This window comes from Microbispora sp. H13382, from assembly GCF_014161445.1.
In the GTDB taxonomy this organism is placed as follows: domain Bacteria; phylum Actinomycetota; class Actinomycetes; order Streptosporangiales; family Streptosporangiaceae; genus Microbispora.
Genome location: NZ_JABBXA010000013.1, coordinates 102,586 through 121,921, shown reverse-complemented (window position 1 = coordinate 121,921; position 19,336 = coordinate 102,586). Strand labels below are relative to the sequence as shown.

Annotated in this window: 14 protein-coding genes; 4 read left to right on the top strand and 10 right to left on the bottom strand. The window is 70.7% G+C overall.

Going from position 1 to position 19,336, the window contains the following annotated elements:
- Positions 1-500: 500 nt before the first annotated feature.
- Positions 501-1,298, bottom strand: a complete 798-nt coding sequence (locus HHX41_RS24810) for an SDR family oxidoreductase (RefSeq protein ID WP_182907911.1) — start codon at positions 1,296-1,298, stop codon at positions 501-503.
- A gap of 4 nt (positions 1,299-1,302) precedes the next feature.
- Positions 1,303-2,196, bottom strand: a complete 894-nt coding sequence (locus HHX41_RS24805) for an RNA polymerase sigma-70 factor (RefSeq protein WP_182907910.1) — start codon at positions 2,194-2,196, stop codon at positions 1,303-1,305.
- Between the two features lie 42 nt (positions 2,197-2,238).
- On the opposite strand from HHX41_RS24805, the gene HHX41_RS24800 reads away from it, so the two are divergent.
- On the top strand, positions 2,239-2,673 hold the full coding sequence (locus tag HHX41_RS24800; RefSeq protein ID WP_169984664.1) for a YbjN domain-containing protein: 435 nt from the start codon (positions 2,239-2,241) through the stop codon (positions 2,671-2,673).
- Between the two features lie 177 nt (positions 2,674-2,850).
- Here the strand turns inward: HHX41_RS24800 and HHX41_RS24795 are convergent, their stop codons facing one another.
- On the bottom strand, positions 2,851-4,281 hold the full coding sequence (locus tag HHX41_RS24795; protein ID WP_182907909.1) for a DHA2 family efflux MFS transporter permease subunit: 1,431 nt from the start codon (positions 4,279-4,281) through the stop codon (positions 2,851-2,853).
- Complete coding sequence (locus HHX41_RS24790; RefSeq protein ID WP_182907908.1) at positions 4,253-4,795, bottom strand: PadR family transcriptional regulator; 543 nt, start codon at positions 4,793-4,795, stop codon at positions 4,253-4,255. The genes HHX41_RS24795 and HHX41_RS24790 overlap by 29 nt, the downstream gene beginning before the upstream one ends.
- Before the next feature lie 108 nt (positions 4,796-4,903).
- Here HHX41_RS24790 and HHX41_RS40895 point away from each other — a divergent pair, with 108 nt between their 5' ends.
- On the top strand, positions 4,904-5,029 hold the full coding sequence (locus tag HHX41_RS40895) for a hypothetical protein (protein ID WP_259401270.1): 126 nt from the start codon (positions 4,904-4,906) through the stop codon (positions 5,027-5,029).
- A gap of 51 nt (positions 5,030-5,080) precedes the next feature.
- Here the strand turns inward: HHX41_RS40895 and HHX41_RS24785 are convergent, their stop codons facing one another.
- From HHX41_RS24785 to nrdR, 3 genes are all read right to left on the bottom strand, one after another.
- On the bottom strand, positions 5,081-5,707 hold the full coding sequence (locus HHX41_RS24785; protein ID WP_220504392.1) for an NADPH-dependent F420 reductase: 627 nt from the start codon (positions 5,705-5,707) through the stop codon (positions 5,081-5,083).
- 168 nt (positions 5,708-5,875) lie between these two features.
- Positions 5,876-8,788, bottom strand: coding sequence for a vitamin B12-dependent ribonucleotide reductase (locus tag HHX41_RS24780; protein ID WP_182907906.1), 2,913 nt, complete (start codon positions 8,786-8,788; stop codon positions 5,876-5,878).
- 120 nt (positions 8,789-8,908) lie between these two features.
- On the bottom strand, positions 8,909-9,373 hold the full coding sequence (gene nrdR / locus HHX41_RS24775) for a transcriptional regulator NrdR (protein ID WP_182907905.1): 465 nt from the start codon (positions 9,371-9,373) through the stop codon (positions 8,909-8,911).
- 431 nt (positions 9,374-9,804) lie between these two features.
- Between nrdR and lexA the strand changes: the two genes are divergently transcribed.
- A complete protein-coding gene (lexA, locus tag HHX41_RS24770) occupies positions 9,805-10,521 on the top strand; it encodes a transcriptional repressor LexA (protein WP_169950829.1) in 717 nt (238 codons plus the stop codon).
- A gap of 87 nt (positions 10,522-10,608) precedes the next feature.
- On the top strand, positions 10,609-11,703 hold the full coding sequence (locus HHX41_RS24765; protein ID WP_169984669.1) for a MalY/PatB family protein: 1,095 nt from the start codon (positions 10,609-10,611) through the stop codon (positions 11,701-11,703).
- A 9-nt stretch (positions 11,704-11,712) separates the two neighbouring features.
- Here HHX41_RS24765 and HHX41_RS40890 read toward each other — a convergent pair whose 3' ends face one another.
- From HHX41_RS40890 to leuS, 3 genes are all read right to left on the bottom strand, one after another.
- Complete coding sequence (locus HHX41_RS40890) at positions 11,713-13,368, bottom strand: cellulase family glycosylhydrolase (RefSeq protein ID WP_259401269.1); 1,656 nt, start codon at positions 13,366-13,368, stop codon at positions 11,713-11,715.
- Positions 13,369-13,552: 184 nt separating this feature from the next.
- Positions 13,553-16,702, bottom strand: coding sequence for a S41 family peptidase (locus HHX41_RS24755; RefSeq protein WP_220504390.1), 3,150 nt, complete (start codon positions 16,700-16,702; stop codon positions 13,553-13,555).
- A 99-nt stretch (positions 16,703-16,801) separates the two neighbouring features.
- Positions 16,802-19,264 (bottom strand): leucine--tRNA ligase, encoded by a 2,463-nt coding sequence (gene leuS / locus HHX41_RS24750; protein WP_182907903.1) that lies wholly within the window; start codon positions 19,262-19,264, stop codon positions 16,802-16,804.
- Positions 19,265-19,336 lie beyond the last annotated feature (72 nt).

Genomic DNA, 19,336 nt, shown 5'->3' with positions numbered 1-19,336 from the left:
GCGGTCGGCGCGGTCATCCCGTTCGCCGATGGGCACACGCGTCAGCCTCCTCCTGTCGCGCGGCGAGTTCGTCGTCCTCGACCCGCCCCACGGCGTGGCCGGCCAGGGCGGTCAGCAGCGTCGCTGGACGGGGGAGGCTGCCGATGGGTTCGGTGGGGATGCTCATGCCGGTGAGCGTAGGGTTACCCCACGTGTCTCATCAATCACAGACTGGTAAGCGCGGCTACCACAAGCGCTCAGCCCCGGCCTCATGACGCTCCGTCGCGCGCAAGCGCGACCGCGAGAGCGACCACCACCTGCAGGATCAGCGTCACGACCTGCCCGATCACGTCCACGGTGGTGAGACCGTGGAGATGGCCGAGGTGAAATACCAGACGCGGAAGCGCGTAGAGCAGGTATCCGGCCGCGGCCGTACGCCGCAGGACGGCGTCGAGCCGACGACGACCTCGGTCATCGCGGGATACCCGAGCCCGATCCGCCGCCAGACGCGGACGGCGTGCTCATTCGGCGCCGTACCCGGCGGCCGGCCTCCCCGGGGCGACCCGGCCGGCGAGGAACTCCCCGAACGTGCGCACGCCGGTCGCCCGGCCGGGCGCGAGATGGACGCCCTGCCGGAAGGCGGCCGCTGTCTTCCCCGGCACCGGAACGCTCACCAGTGGCCGGCGGCGTCCGGCGGCCGTGAGGTAGGCCCTCACGAGGTCACGTGCCGGCAGGATCTCCGGGCCGCCCATGTCGGGCGCGCGTCCGGCGGGTGCGCCCAGCGCGAGGGCGGCCAGCCGTTCGCCGACCTCGGACGTGTCCACGGGCTGGAAGCGCCACCCGGCGGGAACGGGCACGACGGGCAGCCGGGCCAGCGACTGTGCCAGGAAGAGCACGAAGTCGTGGAACTGGGTGGTGCGCAGGATCGTGTACGGCAGCCCGGACACCTCGACGACCCGCTCGGCCTCGTACTTTCGCCGGTAGTACGCGTAGGGGTGCCGGTCCACACCCACGATGGAGACGTAGACGAGATGCCCCGTCCCCGCCGCGCGCGCGGCCTCAACTAGACGGCGGGTGCCCTCGACATCGGTGGCGGGGCGGCGCGGGTCGCTGGCGAGATGGACGACGGCGGAGACGCCGCGCACGGCCTCCTCCAGGCCGGCGCCGGTTGTCAGGTCCCCCCGCACGAACGCGTACGCCGTGCCGGGACGGGGCGAGCGGGACAGGACGCGTACGCCGGCACCGGCCTCGGCAAGCCTGCCGACGACGTGGCGGCCGAGGGTGCCGGTGCCGCCGGTGACGAGGATGGAATCGCTCATGCCCCTAAGAACCGGCGACGTCCTCCCGTTGTGACAACTGCGCGGCGAGGTAGGTGAGTTTGTCAGGATTGACGACGACGTGCAGGCCGTGGACCAGTTCCCCATCGGTCTGCACGACGAACACACTGAGCAGCACGCCGTCGAGGAAGGTCAGCACGGCGGGCTCGCCGTTCACCTCGGCGAATCCGAGGCGGACGCCCATCCCCGCGGCCCGCGCGGCCAGGCCCGCAAGGTATCGCCCGACCTTGGCCGCCCCCACGACCGGCCGCAACGCGGCGTTCGCCCTGCCGCCGCCGTCGGCCCACGCCACGACGTCGGCGGCGAGCACGCTCTCCAGGCCCGCGAGGTCGCCCTTCTCGGCCGCCCGCAGGAAGCCCTCCACCACCCGGCGGCGGGCCGGGGCGGAGGCGTCGAACCGGCGCCGGTCCCCCACCCGTTGCCGGGCGCGGTGGTGCAGTTGCCGGCAGTTCGCCTCCGACAGGCCGAGCACCTCGGCGATCTCGCGATAGCCGTACGAGAAGGCCTCGCGCAGGACGAACACGGCGCGCTCGGCCGGGGTGAGCCGTTCGAGCAGGACGAGGAAGGCCATCGAGATCGAGTCGCGCTGCTCGGCCGTCTCCGACGGCTCGTCGGTCAGGACCGGCTCGGGCAGCCAGGGGCCGGCGTACTCCTCCCGCCGCGCTCGCGCGGAGGTCAGCCGGTTGAGGCAGATGTTGGTGAGCACCTTGGCCAGCCAGGCGCCGGGTGCGGCGATCGCGGCCCGGTCGGCGGCGTTCCACCGCAGGTAGGCGTCCTGGACGGCGTCCTCGGCCTCGGCCGCGGAGCCGAGCAGCCGGTAGGCGAGCCCGAACAGCCGTGCTCTGTACTCGACGAACTCCTCGGCGAGCTCCCTTGTCACATCCGCCACTGTAGAACCGAGCCCATGCGGCAGGATGGGACGGTGACGCCTTCCCCAGCGGTCGTGCAGCCCGACCGGGATCTCCTCCAGGAGATCCTCGACGAGCTGGACATCGAGCACACCATAGACGCCGAGGGCGATCTGGCGATCTCCACCGCCCACCTCACGATCTTCTTCCTGTTCGGCAAGGAAGGAGATCTCTTCACCGTACGCACCTTCTACGACAGGCCGCACTCGGTGGACGACAAACCGATGCTGCTCACGGCGCTCAACGAGTGGAACGCCGACACGATGTGGCCGAAGGTGTACACGTTCACCCAGGACAACGGCGACATCCGCCTCGTCGGCGACTCGCAGGTCTACATCGGGGCCGGTGTGACCAGGGAGCACCTGACCACGATGGTGGCCCACTGGGTCAGGTTCTCGATCAAGTTCTACCGCTGGCTCACCGACCGCCTCGCCTTCGAGACCGACTGACCTGACCGGCGGCGCGGCTCGCCGGCAGGAACGGCACGTCCTGCCTCGCCGCCCACCAGCCGGGGAGGACTGCGCCCGCGAGGCCGCGCGCAGGTTCGGCGCCACGCACGCGCGTCCGGCTCGTACCGCCGGCCCCGGGCGCTCCGGCGCACAGCCCCAATGGAGAAAAGCGCCTGATCACCCCTGCGTCGGAGGCACGGAGTCCTGAGCCCCCGCGGGTGACATCGTGCTGACGGACGCGTTCCGCAACCAGCACGCGGCGATCGCCCCGAGCAGGGCCACCGCGGCCAGGATCCCGACCGTCTCGTGCAGCGCGGTGAGCGGAGAACCGCTCGCCTCGCTGCGCGCGGCGAAATAGGTGGCCAACAAGGCGATACCGAAAGATCCGGCCAGCCGCTGCGCCACGCTGAACAGGGAGTTGCCGTCGGGAATGCGCTCGGGCGCCAGCCCCCCGAGCAGGGACAGGACGAGCGGCTGGCTGGTGAACCCGATCGCCAGACCGCGCCCGCAGAGCACCAGCATGGTGAACCAGACGGGCGTGTCCGCCGCGAACAGTGCCATCAATCCGGTCATCGCCGCGAGGAACACCATTCCGGCGATCACTGCGACCCGCACCGAGAAGCGCTCCACGACTTTCATCGCGAGCGGCGCGGACAGCCCCATCGCGAAACCCTGTGGAAGCAGCGCCAGGCCGGTGACGGTCGTCGAATGTCCCTGCAGGTTCTGCAGGTAGAGAGGCGCGAGGAACAACACGGCGAAGAGCACCACGCCGGCCACCGCGCACAGGACCAGGATGAGTGCGCGGCCGGAATCTTTCACGAGGTCCAGGGCAAGGGCCGCCTGCGGCCGGTTGCGTGCCCACAGCGCGTACCCCGCGAGCAGGACAAGGCCCGCAGGCCACCAGGGGTTCGACCATCCATGGGCGGTCGCCTGCTCGACCCCGTAGGTGGCCAGGCCCAGACCGCAGGCGAGGAGCGCCAGGCCGGGCAGGTCCAGGCGGGCGTTGCGGTCGGCGGGCGTGCCCATGCCAGCCCGCTGGGCGGCGACGGCACCCGGCAGGGCGAACAGTCCGATGGGGAGGTTGACCAGGAACATCGAGCGCCAGCCGTAGACACTGATGAGGAGGCCGCCCACGGAGACGCCGAGGGCGGGCGCGGCGAAGAACGCCAGCGCCGCGCTCAGCGGCATCTTCGAGCGCCGCTCCTCCACCGCTCCGCCCTGGCCGATGAGGAGCCCGATCGCAAGGGGCACCATCGGCGCCCCGCACAGCCCCTGGACCACTCTGAAGGCGATGAGGGCGCCCACGTTCGGGGCCAGGGCGCAGGCGACCGAGGCGAGGGTGAACCCGGCCAGACTGCCGATGTACGCCGGCAGCAGCCCCAGTCGGCGGGCGGTGTACGACGTGAGAGCCAGGCCCACCGCCAGAGCGAGGAGGTAGCCGCTCACCGCCCACTGAACGGTGCCGAGCGGCCTGCCCAGCTCCCGCACCAGGTCCGGGACGGCCACGTTGACGACCGACGAGTCGACCATGGACAGGATCGGTCCGGCGATCAACCCGGCCGACATCAGCACCGTGGGCTTAGGGGACGGTCGTTCCGGGCGTGTCATGGGGGGTCTCCTCGAGTGCCGCCTCGAGTTCGTTCAGCCAGGTCAGTTCGAGGCGGTGCCGTTCGATGTTGAAAAGCACGATGCGCAGGCCCCAGGGGTGCTTGCCCGCGGCCGGCGCCAGCTCTTCCTGGATCGCGAGGGCGTGCTCCACGCACTCCCTGCGGACCTCCAGGATGCGGCACTTGACGTGGTCCTCGACCAGATCGAAGAGGCCGACCCTGACCTGGAACTCCTCTTCCTTCATCAGGACCGCCGGGTCGGTGTTGTGCAGGAGCGAGATCAGCCGAGCCCGGCCCTTCTCCGTCAGCCGGTAGACGTTCCGCGTGGGTCGCCCGGCCGACACCTCCTCCATGATCTTCTCGACCTCGCCCCGCTGCTCGAACCTGCGCAGGGCGGGGTAGAGGGTGTTGTTGTTGATCAGGCCGCCGTCGACGCGCGCGACGTACTTCTTGATCTCGTAGCCGTGTTTGGGCCCCTGGAGCAGTCCACGGAGGATCACTATGTCCGAGTACACACGTCCAGATTAACCTAGGTTAGATTAACACACACGGTAGTCTGGCACTCCGGTTCTCCGCAGATCAGGGATCGGCGCTCTCGCCAATAGCGGCTCCGGGGCGAGGCGGTGGGAGCACCCACCACGGTCAACGCCACCGCGATGGCCGTCGCGGCGCTCACGTTCATCTCCCCGGAGCAGCCAGCCGGCCACCTGGGCCGGCTCACCGACCGTCTCGCCATCGAGACCGACTGATCGGGCCGCCGCGCGGCCCGGCCGGACGCCGGGCCGCCGCGCCGCCCGGAGTCAGCCGCGGCTCAGGGCGTCACGCAGCTCGGCGGCGGTGAGCCGCGGCCCGTAGGCGGGCTTGTCCCGCTGGAACCGCCGCCCCTCCGCGAGCGGGCCGGCGTCGACCACGTCGAAGCCGAAGGAGTCGATCAGCTCGGCGACCGCCTTCTTGGCCTCGGCGTCGTCGCCCGCGATGGGCAGCGCCCGGCGGTTCTCCGTGCCGGCGGCCTGCCCCTGCTCGGCGAGATGGACGTAATTGATGGCGTTGAACGCCTTCACGACCCGCGACCCCGGCAGGTGCGCCGCGAGCAGCTCACTGTCGGTGGTCTCCCCCGCGTCCAGCGCGGGGAAGTGACCGTCCCGCTCGAAGTAGTAGTTGTTCGTGTCGATCACGACTTTGCCGTCCAGCGGCTCGACCGGCACCTCGCGATACCGCCCGAAGGGGATCGTGACGACCACGATGTCGCCCGCCTCCGCGGCCGAGGCCGCGGTGGCGGCGCGTGCGTCAGGGCCCAGCCGGGCGACGAGTTCGGAGAGCGTCTGCGGCCCCCGGGAGTTGCTCAGCACCACCGAGTGCCCGGCGTCGACCGCCAGCTTCGCGAGGGTGCCGCCGATCTTCCCGCTGCCGATGAATCCGATGACCATGGCTGCGGCAACACGCCCGCCCCCGGTCCTCATTCCCGCCTGCGAACTCTTGAGCAGCACCGATCGTCTGGACCACGCGGCCACGACGGTCTGAGGAATACGGAGGAATACGAAGGGGGCCGGCACACTCGCCGGCCCCCTTCGCTCACGGGGCGTTCAGACAGCGGTTCAGCTGCAGCCGCTGGTGCTGCCGCAGCCCTCGCAGACGTAGCAGCTGCCCGCGGGCCGCATCTTGGTGCCGCAGGTCATGCACAGCGGCGCGTCGGCCGTACGGCCCTGGTGGCTCTCCAGCGAGGCGCCGGCCCGGCGCGGCTCGGGCACGGCCACCGGCGCGGGCTGCCCGGCGGACGGCCCCTCGACGGGCTTGGCCTCGATCGGCGCAGACTGCCCGCTCTCGATCGGCGCCGACTGGCCGTTCTCGATGGGCGCAGACTGCGCCAGGGCTGCGGTGTCGACGTCCTGCAGCGCGGCCGGGTCCTCCCCGCGCTGCTGCGCGGCCCGCTCGGAGGCGGAGAAGATGCCCAGGGCCGCCCGGTCCTCGTACGGCAGGTAGTCGAGCGCGAGCCGCCGGAAGATGTAGTCCATCACGGACTGCGCCATCCGGACGTCGGGGTCGTCGGTCATCCCGGCCGGCTCGAACCGCATGTTGACGAACTTCTGCACGTACGTGTCCAGCGGCACGCCGTACTGGAGGCCGATCGAGATCGCCACGGAGAATGCGTCCATCACACCCGCGAGGGTGGAGCCCTGCTTGGACATCTTGAGGAAGACCTCGCCCAGGCCGTCGTCGGGGTAGGACGAGGCGGTCATGTAGCCCTTGGCGCCGCCGACCGTGAAGCGGGTGGTGGTGCTGGGCCGCTGGTTCGGCATCCGCCGCCGGGTCGGCCTCGCGACCTCGACGACCTGGACGACCGGCTCCTTCTCCGCGGTCTCCGGGGAGGCCTCCTCCGGGGTCTTCTTGGCGATCGACAGCGGCTGCCCGACCTTGCAGTTGTCGCGGTAGACAGCCAGGGCCTTGAGACCGAGCTTCCAGCCCTGCAGGTAGACCTGCTCGATGTCGTCCACGGTGGCGGACTCGGGCAGGTTCACGGTCTTGGAGATCGCACCGGACAGGAACGGCTGGACGGCCGCCATCATCCGGACGTGGCCCATCGGGGCGATGGCCCGCTCACCCATCGCGCAGTCGAACACCTCGTAGTGCTCGGGCCGCAGGCCGGGGGCGTCCACGACGTGGCCGTGCTCGGCGATGTACTCGACGATGGCCTCGACCTGCTCCTCGAGGTAGCCGAGCCGGCGCAGCGCCCGCGGGATCGTCTGGTTGACGATCTGCATCGAGCCGCCGCCGACGAGCTTCTTGAACTTGACCAGCGCCAGGTCGGGCTCGATGCCGGTGGTGTCGCAGTCCATCATCAGGCCGATGGTGCCGGTCGGGGCGAGCAGCGACGCCTGGGCGTTGCGGTAGCCGTTCTTCTCGCCGAGCCGCAGGCACTCCTGCCACTGCCGGGTGGCCTCGGCGTGCAGGGCCTTGTCCATGTCCTCGAGCGTGCGCAGGTCGTCGTTGGCCGCGGCGTGCTTGCGCATGACCCGCTTGTGCGGCTCGGCGTTGCGCTGGTAGCCGTCGTACGGCCCGACGATCCCGGCCATCTCGGCCGATCGGCGGTAGGACACGGCGGTCATCAGCGAGGTGATCCCGGCCGCGACGGCCCGGCCGCCGTCGGAGTCGTACGCGTGGCCGGTCGCCATCAGCAGCGCGCCCAGGTTGGCGTAGCCGATGCCGAGCTGGCGGTACGCCCGGGTGGTCTCGGCGATCTTCTGCGTCGGGAAGTCGGCGAAGGTGATCGAGATGTCCATCGCGGTGATGATCAGCTCGGTGACCTTGACGAAGTTCGCGACGTCGAAGCTGTCGTCGTCGCGCAGGAACTTCAGCAGGTTGATCGACGCGAGGTTGCACGAGGAGTTGTCCAGGTGGACGTACTCAGAGCAGGGGTTGCTGGCCGTGATGCGCCCGGTCTCGGGGCAGGTGTGCCAGTCGTTGATCGTGTCGTCGTACTGCACGCCGGGGTCGGCGCACTCCCAGGCGGCCTGGGCCATCTTGCGGAACAGCGAGCGGGCCTCGACCTCCTCGATGACCTCGCCGGTCAGCCGGGCCCGCAGGCCGAACTGCCCGCCGGCCTCGACGGACCGCATGAACTCGTCGGAGACCCGCACCGAGTTGTTGGCGTTCTGGTACTGGACGGACACGATGTCCTTGCCGCCGAGGTCCATGTCGAACCCGGCGTCGCGCAGCGCGCGGACCTTGTCCTCCTCGCGCGCCTTGGTCTCGATGAACTCCTCGATATCGGGGTGGTCCACGTCGAGGACGACCATCTTGGCCGCCCTGCGGGTGGCGCCGCCCGACTTGATGGTGCCGGCGGACGCGTCGGCGCCGCGCATGAAGGAGACCGGGCCGCTGGCCGTGCCACCGCTGGACAGCAGTTCCTTGGACGAGCGGATGCGGGAGAGGTTGACCCCGGAGCCCGAGCCGCCCTTGAAGATGACGCCTTCTTCCTTGTACCAGTCGAGGATCGACTCCATCGTGTCGTCCACGGCGAGGATGAAGCACGCGCTCACCTGCTGGGGCGAGCGGGTGCCGACGTTGAACCACACCGGCGAGTTGAAGCTGAAGATCTGGTGGATCAGCGCGTGCTTGAGCTCGTGGTCGAAGATCTCGGCGTCCTCCTCGGAGGCGAAGTAGCCGTGCTCGACACCGGTCCTGGTGTAGACGCCCACCACCCGGTCGACGAGCTGCTTGAGACTCGACTCGCGCTGCGGGGTGCCCACCGCCCCGCGGAAGTACTTGGTGGTGACGATGTTGGCCGCGTTGACCGACCAGAAGTCGGGGAACTCAACGCCGTGCTGCTCGAAGTTGACCGAGCCGTCCCGCCAGTTCGTCATCACGACGTCGCGCCGCTCCCAGCGGACCTCGTCGTACGGGTGGACGCCCGGGGTGGTGAAGACGCGCTTCATCTTCAGGCCCTTGCGCGGGCGCTTGCCCCCCCGGCCCCCCGTACCCGATACGGTGCCGCTCACGGTCTCCGTCATGACTTCCCCCTCCCAGGGCCCGATGGAGCCCCTTCTCCGGACCACGCTCGTTACAACCACATCGTCGCGCCGCGCCGTCGCGCGCCGCCGCCCGCCTCGTCCCGGTCCCCCGGAAGGCGCCTACTCCTCGCCCCCCGGGCCGTGGGCCGCGCGGAGCCGCTCGATCTCCGCCTCGAAGTCCGCCAGCGTCTCGAAGCTGCGGTAGACCGACGCGAAGCGCAGGTACGCCACCTCGTCGAGGTCGCGGAGCGGACCGAGGATGGCCAGGCCCACCTCGTGGGAGGCGATCTCGGCCGCGCCGGTGCCCCGGATGCTCTCCTCGACCCGCTGCCCGAGCTGGGCGAGGGAGTCCTCGCTGACCGGGCGTCCCTGGCAGGCCCGCCGCACGCCGGCGACGACCTTCTCCCGGGAGAACGGCTCGGTGACCCCGCTGCGCTTGCTCACCATCAGCAGCACCGTCTCCTGGGTGGTGAACCTGCGCCCGCATTCGGGACAGGTGCGCCGGCGACGGATCGCCGCCCCGTCCTCGGCGGCGCGGCTGTCCACGACCCGCGTGTCCGGGTTGCGACAGAACGGACAGTGCACTCCATCGCCTCCCTGAACGCCCATCCCGAACACAAGGTGTGGTGAACTTACACCGATGTGACTACTAGATATTGTGGTCCAACCGTAGAAGTGCCCGACCTTGAACGCAAGTCGAAGCGGCCCAGGGAGGGGAAGTGCCTGTTCGGCGCGCGTGTCGCACCTCCGGTCACGGCCGCATCACCTGCCCCGCCGGCCGCGGAACAGACCCTTTACGGCGCTTTTCCTCCGCGATTTCCGCGGGGCTCTGACCTGGACGTACATCGACCCTGGAAGATCGGGTAAATCGAACACGGGATCGATCGAACTCCCGTACGATGATGTGGACGGCGAGATCGGCGATTTCGCTGGATATCGAACAATTGTTTGACGGTGATCTTGAATCGCGGTACGGTCGCTCTGTGCGACATGAGGAACACGGATTGAGAGGTGGCATCGTGGGTGACCGTAGTGAGCAAGCGGATGGCGTCAGCGACCTCGCGGTTCGCAGGCGCGACTCGCTTGGCCTCACCCCCAGGCAGCGGAAGATCCTCGAGGTGATCCGCGACTCGGTCCAGCAGCGCGGCTATCCGCCGTCCATGCGGGAGATCGGGGAGGCAGTACAGCTGACGAGCACCTCCAGCGTGTCGCACCAGCTCACGGCGCTCCAGCGTAAGGGCTACCTCCGGCGTGACCCGCACCGCCCCCGTGCCCTGGAGGTCCGGCTGCCCGGAGAACCGGTGCTGTGGGTGGATCCGGACGCCACCACCGAGGAGGAGGCCGGGTTCAACCGGCCGACGGCCGCGTACGTGCCGCTGGTCGGCCGCATCGCCGCCGGCGGTCCCATCCTCGCCGAGCAGAGCATCGAGGACGTGTTCGCGCTGCCCAAGCAGCTCGTGGGCGAGGGCACGCTGTTCCTGCTCCAGGTCTCCGGCGACTCGATGATCGAGGCCGCCATCGCCGACGGCGACTGGGTCGTGGTGCGGCAGCAGCCGGTCGCCGACAACGGCGACATCGTGGCCGCCATGATCGACGGCGAGGCCACCGTGAAGACGTTCAAGCGCAAGGACGGGCACGTGTGGCTGGTGCCCCACAACCCGAACTACGAGCCGATCCCCGGTGACGAGGCGACCGTGCTCGGCAAGGTCACGGCCGTCCTGCGCAAGCTGTAGCCGCGTCGCGCCCCGCGGCACCCCAGCACCGCGGGGCGCGACGACCGCCTTTCCGGTAGTCGCTAATCGGCAATTAGGGTGAGTCGGATGAAACTCGACTCGCTGTCCCTGGATGCGGCCCGCCGCCGTGACGGAATCAAATGGGCCCACGCCGCGTCCGGCGTCATCCCCGCCTGGGTCGCCGACATGGACTTCCCCGTGCCCGAGGCGGTCACGGAGGCCATCGCGAGACGCGCCGCGACAGATCTCGGCTATCCCGCCTGGCTGGACGAGCCGACCGCCGGGCCCCTGGCGGAGGCGTTCGCCGAGCGCATGGAAGCGCGGTACGGCTGGCGAGCCGATCCGGCCCGCGTGCGGTCCTACACCGACCTCAACCAGGCCCTCCAGGTGCTGCTGCACGTCATGACCGACCCCGGCGACGCCGTGGCGCTGCACGTTCCGGCCTACGACCCCTTCCTCGCCACCATCACCGGGATGAACCGCCGCCTGGTGCCCATGCCGCTGACGGCCGACGGCAGGTTCGAGGTCCCGGGCGAGCCCGTCCGGGTGCTCCTGCTGGTCAACCCGCAGAACCCGTCGGGCCGCTCGTTCACCCGTGAGGAGCTCGAGGCGGTCGCCGCGTACGCCGACCGGCACGGCACGCTCGTGATCGCCGACGAGATCCACGCCGACCTGACGTACGCCCCGGCCCGCCACATCCCGTTCGCCACGGTCCTCCCCGAGCGCACGGTCACGCTGACCTCCGCCAGCAAGGCCTTCAACATGGGCGGCCTGCACTGCTCGGTGGCCCACATCGGTGCGAAGGACGTCAGGGACGCGCTCGGCCGCCAGCCCGCCCACATCTACGGGGCGCCCAGTGTCCTCGGCGTTGAGGCCACGGTGGCCGCGTGGCGGCACGGCGACGCGTGGCTGGAGGAGGTGCTGGCGATCCTGGACCGCAACCGCAGGCGCATCGCCGAGCGGCTCCCGTCGGTCGGCTACCGCATGCCCGAGGCCACCTATCTCGCATGGCTCGACTTCGGCGTGCCCGACGCGGCGCGTTTCCTGGAGCGGGAGGCCCGGGTCAAACTCAACCCGGGCCCGAACTACGGAGGCGGCGACACCTTCGCCCGCCTCAACTTCGCGACATCGGAGGCGATCCTGGAGGAGATCCTGTCCAGGATCGCCGCCGCGCTGACGTGACGCGCCCGCTCAGCTCGCCGTGCAGCTCACCGAGGACGGAACGCCGTTGCTGCCGGACCAGCTGCCGTTGAAGCCGAACATGGTCGAGGCCCCGGCCCCGAGCGCGCCGTTGTAGGACAGGTTCGTCACCGTGACGTTGGCGCCGCTCGCGCTGAGCGTGCCGTTCCACAGCTGGCTGATGCTCTGGCCGTTCGGGAAGGCCCACTTCACGGTCCAGCCCGAGATGGCCGAGGAACCGGCCTTCACCGTGACCTCGCCCTGGAAGCCGCCGGGGTACTGGTTGGCGACCTTGTACGTGGCGGTGCAGGTCTTGCCACCCGGAGACGACGGCGACGCCGACGGCGACACCGGGGGCGACACCGAGGGCGACACCGAGGGGGACGCGGACGGGGACACAGGCGGCGACACGCTCGGCGAGACGCGCGGCGAGGGCGACACCGGCGGGTTGTCGCCCACCGGCGGGATGAGGTACGGCGAGATGATGCTCTGCTTGGCCTGGTCGACCGTGGCCCAGTCGTCCTTCAGGATGCCGCCCGTGTCACCCGAGTTGGGGTTCCACGACCAGTAGGTGAAGGACATGCCGTTCACTCCGGTGCCCATGTACTTCATGAGCTCCTGGAGCCAGACCTTGTCGATGTTGCTGGCCAGCGTGGTGCCGAACTCGCCGACCATGATCGGGGCGATGTTCTGCTTGTACAGGTATCCCCAGTACTTGTCCCAGATGGCCGGCATGTTGGCCGGGTAGTTCGGGTCGTCGAACCAGTTCTGGTGGAAGACCGATGTGGCGTACTCGTGCGGCGAGTAGACGAGCCGGTTGGCCACGTTCAGCCGTACGGGGAACTGGCCGGCCTTGGTGAGGTTGCCGCCCCACCAGCCGCAGTCCTCGTCGTTGCTGGGGTCGTTGTCCCAGGTGTTGGACAGGCCACCGCTCGGGCAGCTCACACCCTCCACGAAGATCAGCCAGTTGGGCTGCACGGACAGGATCGCGTTGCCCGCCCGCTCGGCCGCCAGGCGCCAGTCACGCGACTGGTCGCCGCAGCCCCAGCAGGAGCCGGTGGCGTTCGGGTTGGTGCCGTCGGCGTGTGGTTCGTTGTGCAGGTCGGCACCGATGACGGTGGTGTTGCCGGCGTAGTGCTGGGCCAGCGACTTCCAGTTGTTGATCCAGGTCGACTCGGGAACGCCGGAGGTGTACCACAGCGCGGTCTGGCCCGCACTGGTCGGCCGGTGCCGGTCGAGGATGATGCGCATGCCCTTCTGGCCCGCGTAGTCCACGACCTTGTCGAGGATCTGCAGCGGCGACAGGCCGATCAGGTCGGGGTTGGAGTAGGTGTTGACGCTGGTCGCCTGCGCGCCCGGCTTCAGCGCGTCGTCCGAGAACGGCACGCGCAGGGTGTTGTAGCCCAGGTTCGCCATGAGGTCGATCTGGCTCTTCCACGGGTTGTTGGCCCACAGACCGTGGAAGGTCTTGTTGTCGGTCTCCATGCCGAACCAGTTGATGCCGGTCAGCCGGACCGTGGCGCCGGTGCTGTCGACGATCTTGTTGCCGCTGGTGTGCAGGTAGCCGGTGCCCGTGCCGGCGGCGTTCGCCGGCGTACCGGTGACGACGAGAACGGTCGCCGCCATCGCGGCGGCGGTCGCCAGCCCGCCGAGAATGCGTCTGTACAAGACGTGCCTCCCACGCGGGGCGCACGCCGACGGTGAGCCATACGGTCAGGCGCGCACCCCAGACCACCGCCGGAGCGGTGGTGGTCGCGGCATGCCCTGACCGCACGCCTACTTCTCTATGACTTGTTTGTGGCTCGGGCGTAATTTTGTCCGCTGGGCTGGCCGATCGTCAACGTCCCCGGGGTCACCGCAGCGGCGGCACCTCCGGCGGGGTCGCCGGAGGCCTCTCCTCCAGCGCCGCCAGGGCCAGCTCCACCGCCCGCGCCAGCTGCGGATCCCGCCCGGCCACCAGGTCCTGCGGGGTCATGACGACCTCGACGTCCGGGTCGACGCCGTGATTCTCGACGCCCCACCCCTCGCCTTCCAGCCAGAACGAGTACCGCGGCTGCGTGACGACGGTCCCGTCCACGAGCGAGTACCGCGAGTCGATGCCGATCACGCCGCCCCAGGTCCGCGTGCCCACGAGCGGCCCGATGCCGCGGTTCTTGATCCCGGCGCTGACGATGTCCCCGTCCGACCCGGCGAACTCGTCCGTGACGGCCACGACCGGCCCGCGGGGCGCGTCCTCCGGGTAGCGCGCCGGCTCGTACCCCCGGGCCAGCGACCACCCGGTCACCCGCCGCTGCAGCTTCTCCAGCACCAGCTCGGACACGTGCCCGCCGCCGTTGTCACGCACGTCCACGACGAGCCCGTCGAAGCCCATCTCGGCATGCAGATCCCGGTGGAACTGCGCCCACCCGGCCGACATCATGTCCGGCACGTGCAGGTAGCCGAGCCGCCCGCCCGACGCCTCACGCACGAACGCCCGCCGCCCGGCCACCCAGTCGTGGTAGCGCAGCTGCGTCTCGTCGGCGATGGGCGTGACGACGACCCGGCGGGTCTCGCCGCCGGAGCCGGGCTGGACGGACAGCTCCACCGGCCGCCCCGCCGTACCGGACAGCAGTGCCAGCGGCCCGCGGACCGGGTCGACCGGGCGCCCGCCCACAGCCACGATCGCGTCGCCCTCCCGGACGGCGACGCCGGGCGCGAGCAGCGGCGAGCGCGCCTCGTGGTCGGAGGACTCCCCCGGCAGAACTCGGCTGATCCGCCACACCCCGTTCTCGTCCCGGGCCAGGTCGGCGCCGAGCAGGCCCTGGCGGCGCCGGGGATCGCGGGCGCCGCCGCCCGGCCGTGCGTAGGCGTGGGATGTGGCCAGCTCGCCCTGCACCTCCCAGAGCAGGTCGATCAGCTCGGAGTAGGCGCCTAACCGCTCCACGAGGGGCGCGTAGCGGTCGAGCGTGCCCGGCCAGTCCACGCCGTTCATGTCCGCGCGCCAGAAGTGGTCGCGCATGAGCCGCCCGGCCTCGTTGTACGCCTGCCGCCACTCGGCGACCGGGTCGACGGTCACGACCACCCGGTCCAGGTCGATGGTGACGACCTCGTCGTCCTCTCCGGTGGCACGGGTCCGCAGGTCGTGCCCGCCGGTGGCCACCAGGCGCGTGCCGTCGCCGCTGACCTCGAAGGCCCCGAACTCCCCGCAGAGCTCGCCGAGCTTGCGCCTGACCAGGTCGTAGCGTTCCAGGACCGGCTCGCCTGGGTCGGTGCCGTCGCCGAGCTGGCCGCCGAGCGGGTGGCGCAGCCACAGCAGGCCGTCCTTGGCCGCACGCAGGTTGGAGTAGGTGGCGGCGGGCACCGGCACGGGCACGATCCGCGCCGCCAGCCCGTCGGCGTCCACCTCCGTCACCGGCGGCGGGCCCGGCTTGCCGTCGTTCTCGGCGTTCCGGGGGCGCTTGGCGTCCGCACCGGCGTCGTCCTCCCCGTTGAAGCCGCGGCCCGCCGGCGAGGGGTCGAACGGCGAGGGCGTGGTGGCCTTGAGCGGCACCAGGTACGGGCGGCAGCTGGCGGGGAAGGACAGGTCGAAGACGTGACTGTCGTAGACCGGGTTGAACGTGCGGTCCGACAGGAAGGCCAGATACTTGCCGTCCCTGGTGAAGGAAGGGTTGTAGTCGTTGAACCGCGGCGGCGTCACCTCGATCGCGGTGCTGCCGTCCACGCGGGCGAGCTTCAGGTGGCAGCGCCAGGGCTGGTAGGCGTGCGCCCACGCCAGCCAGGCCGAGTCCGGCGAGAAGGCCAGGTGCCGTACGTCGCCGTGGGTGGTGCGGTCCAGCTCGCGGACGTTCCCGAAGTCGAGGTCCACCACGAGGAGCCGCCCGTCGTGGGTGGCGACCGCGGCGTGCTTGCCGTCCGGCGCGGCGGCCAGGTCGAGCACCCGGCCGAGCTGCCCGGCGGCCAGGGTGCGGATCTCACCGCCGGGCGTTCCGATCTCCAGCGCGTCCTCGCCGGAGGCGTCCGACACCCAGACGGCCCGGCCGGTGTCGTCGAGGGGCCGCGGCAGCCGTACCCGGACGCCGGGCTCCGCGCGCAGCACGCCCGCGGGGCCGTCGCGGTGGGTCAGCCAGTGGGCGGTGCCGCGGATCTCCACCGCGCTGGCCCGTCCGGTGCGGTCCGGCGCGAAGCCGCCGACCTTGTTCGGCGCCGGCCGCCTGGCCCTGGCCGGGCGCGGCCCGCTCAGGGTGACGTCCAGCCTGTACGGCTCGGCGTCCAGGCTCTCCAGCAGCCACAGGTCTCCGCCGAAGCCGTAGACGACGCGGGAGCCGTCCGTCGCGGCGTGGCGCGCGTAGAAGCCGCGGTGCGTGGTGTGCTGCCGCAGGTCCGAGCCGTCCGGCAGGCAGGAGTACAGGTTGCCGTCGCCGTCGGTGTCGGCGAGGAAGGCCAGGCGCTCGCCCACCCACATGACCGACCAGTGCTGCGCGGGATCGCCGGCGAACAGGCGGCTGAACTCGCCGTCTCCCGTGGCGTCCACCCAGATCTTGGCCGCGGTGCCGCCGCGGTAACGCTTCCACTGCGACGGCTCGCGCCACACCGCCGAGACGGTCGCCACCCTGCGGCCGCTGACCGCGGCCTCGCTGACCCTGCCGTACGGCAGAGCCGTCGCCGGGCCGCCGTCCAGCGGGACCGCGTGGGCCCACTGCCGGGACCGTGAGCCGTGGCCCGCCGCGGTGACGGCCAGCACGTTCCCGTCCTCGGTCCAGCCGCGCACGCCCGTCATGGCGTTGCCCCAGTGCGTGAGCCGCTCGCCCTCGCCGCCGTCCAGATCGGCGGCGAACACCTCGGGATCGCCCTCGCGGGTGCTCGTCCACGCGATACGCGTGCCGTCGGAGGAGAACCGGGGATGGGAGACCGGGACCCGGTCGGCCGTGAACCGCCACGCCCTGCCGCCGCCCGTGGGTGCCAGCCAGACGTCGTCGTCCGCCACGAAGGTGAGGAGGTCGCCGTTCAGGTGGGGGTATCTCAAGTACGCACCATTCGCCACATCGGCACCCTATGCCGAATGGCGACGGTTCCGCCGTACCGGACAGGTGCGTTCACGGTACGGCGGAGCCGGGGTCACCCCTTACGGGACGATGTTGACGAGCTTCGGCGCCCGCACGATCACCTTGCGCGGCTCGCCGTCGAGGTAGGGCCGGACCTTGTCCGACGCCAGGGCCAGGGCCTGCAGGTCGGCCTCGGTGATGTCCGGGGAGACCTCCAGCCGGTCGCGGACCTTGCCCGCCACCTGGACCACGGCCGTGACCGACTCCTGGACCAGCAGCGCCGGGTCGGCCTCGGGCCAGCCGGCCGTGGCGACCGACGGCGCGTGCCCGAGCCGCTCCCAGCCCTCCTCCGCGGCGTACGGCGCGACCAGCGACAGCATGATCGCCAGGGTCTCGGCGGCCTCGCGGACGGCCGGGTCGGCCGCGCCGGGACCGGCGTCGATCGCCCGGCGGGCGGCCGAGGTCAGCTCCATCATGCGGGCCACCGCGACGTTGAACCGGTAGCTCTCGACGAGCTTGGTCACCTCGTCGATGGTCCGGTGGGTGACCTTGCGCAGCTCGACGTCGCCGCCGGAGAAGTCGGCCCCCGGGGCGGACGCCGCACCGGCCTCGGCCATCACGCGGAACGCGCGGGCCAGGAACTTCTGGGACGCGGCGGGCGAGACGTCGGCCCAGTCGATGTCGTCCTCCGGCGGCCCGGCGAAGATCATCGTCAGCCGGACGGCGTCCACCCCGAAGGCGTCGATCTGCTGGCCCAGGTCCACGCCGTTGCCCAGCGACTTCGACATCGCCTTGCCCCGGTTGATGACCTGACCCTGATTGAGCAGACGCAGGAACGGCTCGGTGAAGCTCACCAGGCCCATGTCGTGCAGGACCTTGGTGAAGAACCTCGAGTACAGCAGGTGGAGCACCGCGTGCTCGACGCCGCCGACGTACTGGTCGATCGGGCCCCACAGGCCGACCTTCTCGACGTCGAACGGCCCGCCTTCGTAGTGCGGGTCGCAGTAACGCAGGAAGTACCACGACGAGTCGACGAACGTGTCCATCGTGTCGGTGTCCCGCTGGGCGGGGCCGCCACACTTGGGACACTCGACGTTGACCCACTCCGTGGCCGCGGCCAGCGGCGAGACGCCCTTCGGCTTCAGCGCCGCGCCGCGCAGATCGGGCAGCGTGACCGGGAGCTGGTCGTCCGCCACCGGGACCTCGCCGCAGTCCACACAGTGGATGATCGGGATCGGGGTGCCCCAGAACCGCTGCCGCGACAGCAGCCAGTCGCGCAGCCGGAAGTTGACCGCGGCCTTGCCGGTGCCGCGCTCCTCCAGGACCTCGATGATCTTCTGGATCGCGTCGGTCTTCGTCAGCCCGTCCAGCGGGCCGGAGTTGACCAGGGTGCCCTCGCCGGGGGTGGCGACGCCGGTCTCGCCCGGGTCGGCCAGGCCGGTGTGCACGACGACCTTGACCGGCAGGCCGAACTTCCGCGCGAAGTCGAGGTCGCGCTGGTCGTGCGCGGGCACCGCCATGATCGCGCCGTGGCCGTAGTCGGACAGCACGTAGTCGGCCGCCCAGACCGGGATGCGCTCCCCGTTGACCGGGTTGATCGCGTGCGTGCCCAGGAAGACGCCGGTCTTCTCCTTCTCCGTGGACAGCCGCTCGATGTCGGAGAGCTTGGCGACCTCGGCGCGGTAGGCGGCCAGCGCCTCCGCCTGCTCGGGGGTGCAGATCTCCTCCGCCAGCGGGGCGTCGGCCGCCACGACGAAGAACGTCGCGCCGTACAGCGTGTCGGGGCGGGTGGTGTAGACGGTGACCGGCTCGTCGCGGCCCTCGATGCGGAACTGGACGTCGGCGCCGGTGGAGCGGCCGATCCAGTTGCGCTGCATGGTGAGGATGCGCTCGGGCCAGCCGCCCTCGATCTGCGCCATGTCGTCGAGCAGCCGGTCGGCGTAGTCAGTGATCTTGAAGTACCACTGCGTCAGCTCGCGGCGGACCACGTCGGCCCCGCACCGCTCGCACTTGCCCGCCACGACCTGCTCGTTGGCGAGCACGGTCTGGTCCTGCGGACACCAGTTGACCAGTCCGCCCTTGCGGTAGGCCAGGCCCCGCTCGTAGAAGCGGGTGAACAGCCACTGGTTCCAGTGGAAGTACTCCGGGTCGCTGGTGTGCAGGCGCCGCGACCAGTCGAAGGAGATCGCGTACCGCTTGAACGAGTTCGCCTGGGTGTCGATGTTGGTGTACGTCCACTCGGCGGGGTGCGCGTTGCGCTTGATGGCCGCGTTCTCCGCCGGCAGGCCGAAGGAGTCCCACCCGATCGGGTGCAGGACGTTGTAGCCCTTCTGGAACCAGTAACGCGCGACGACGTCGCCGATCGCGAAGACCTCGCCGTGCCCCATGTGGAGGTCGCCGGAGGGGTAGGGGAACATGTCGAGCATGTACTTGCGCGGCCTGGTGTCCGCGAGGTCCTCGACCGCCGCGAAGGGGTTCAGCTCCTCCCACCGCGGCAGCCACTTGGCCTGCAGCGCCTGCGGGTCGTACACCGGCTCGTCCACTTCCACTCCTCGCCAGGCGGCTGGAATCACACAGATGAAGGCGCGCCCGGGGCGGGACCCCGTCGCACTCCC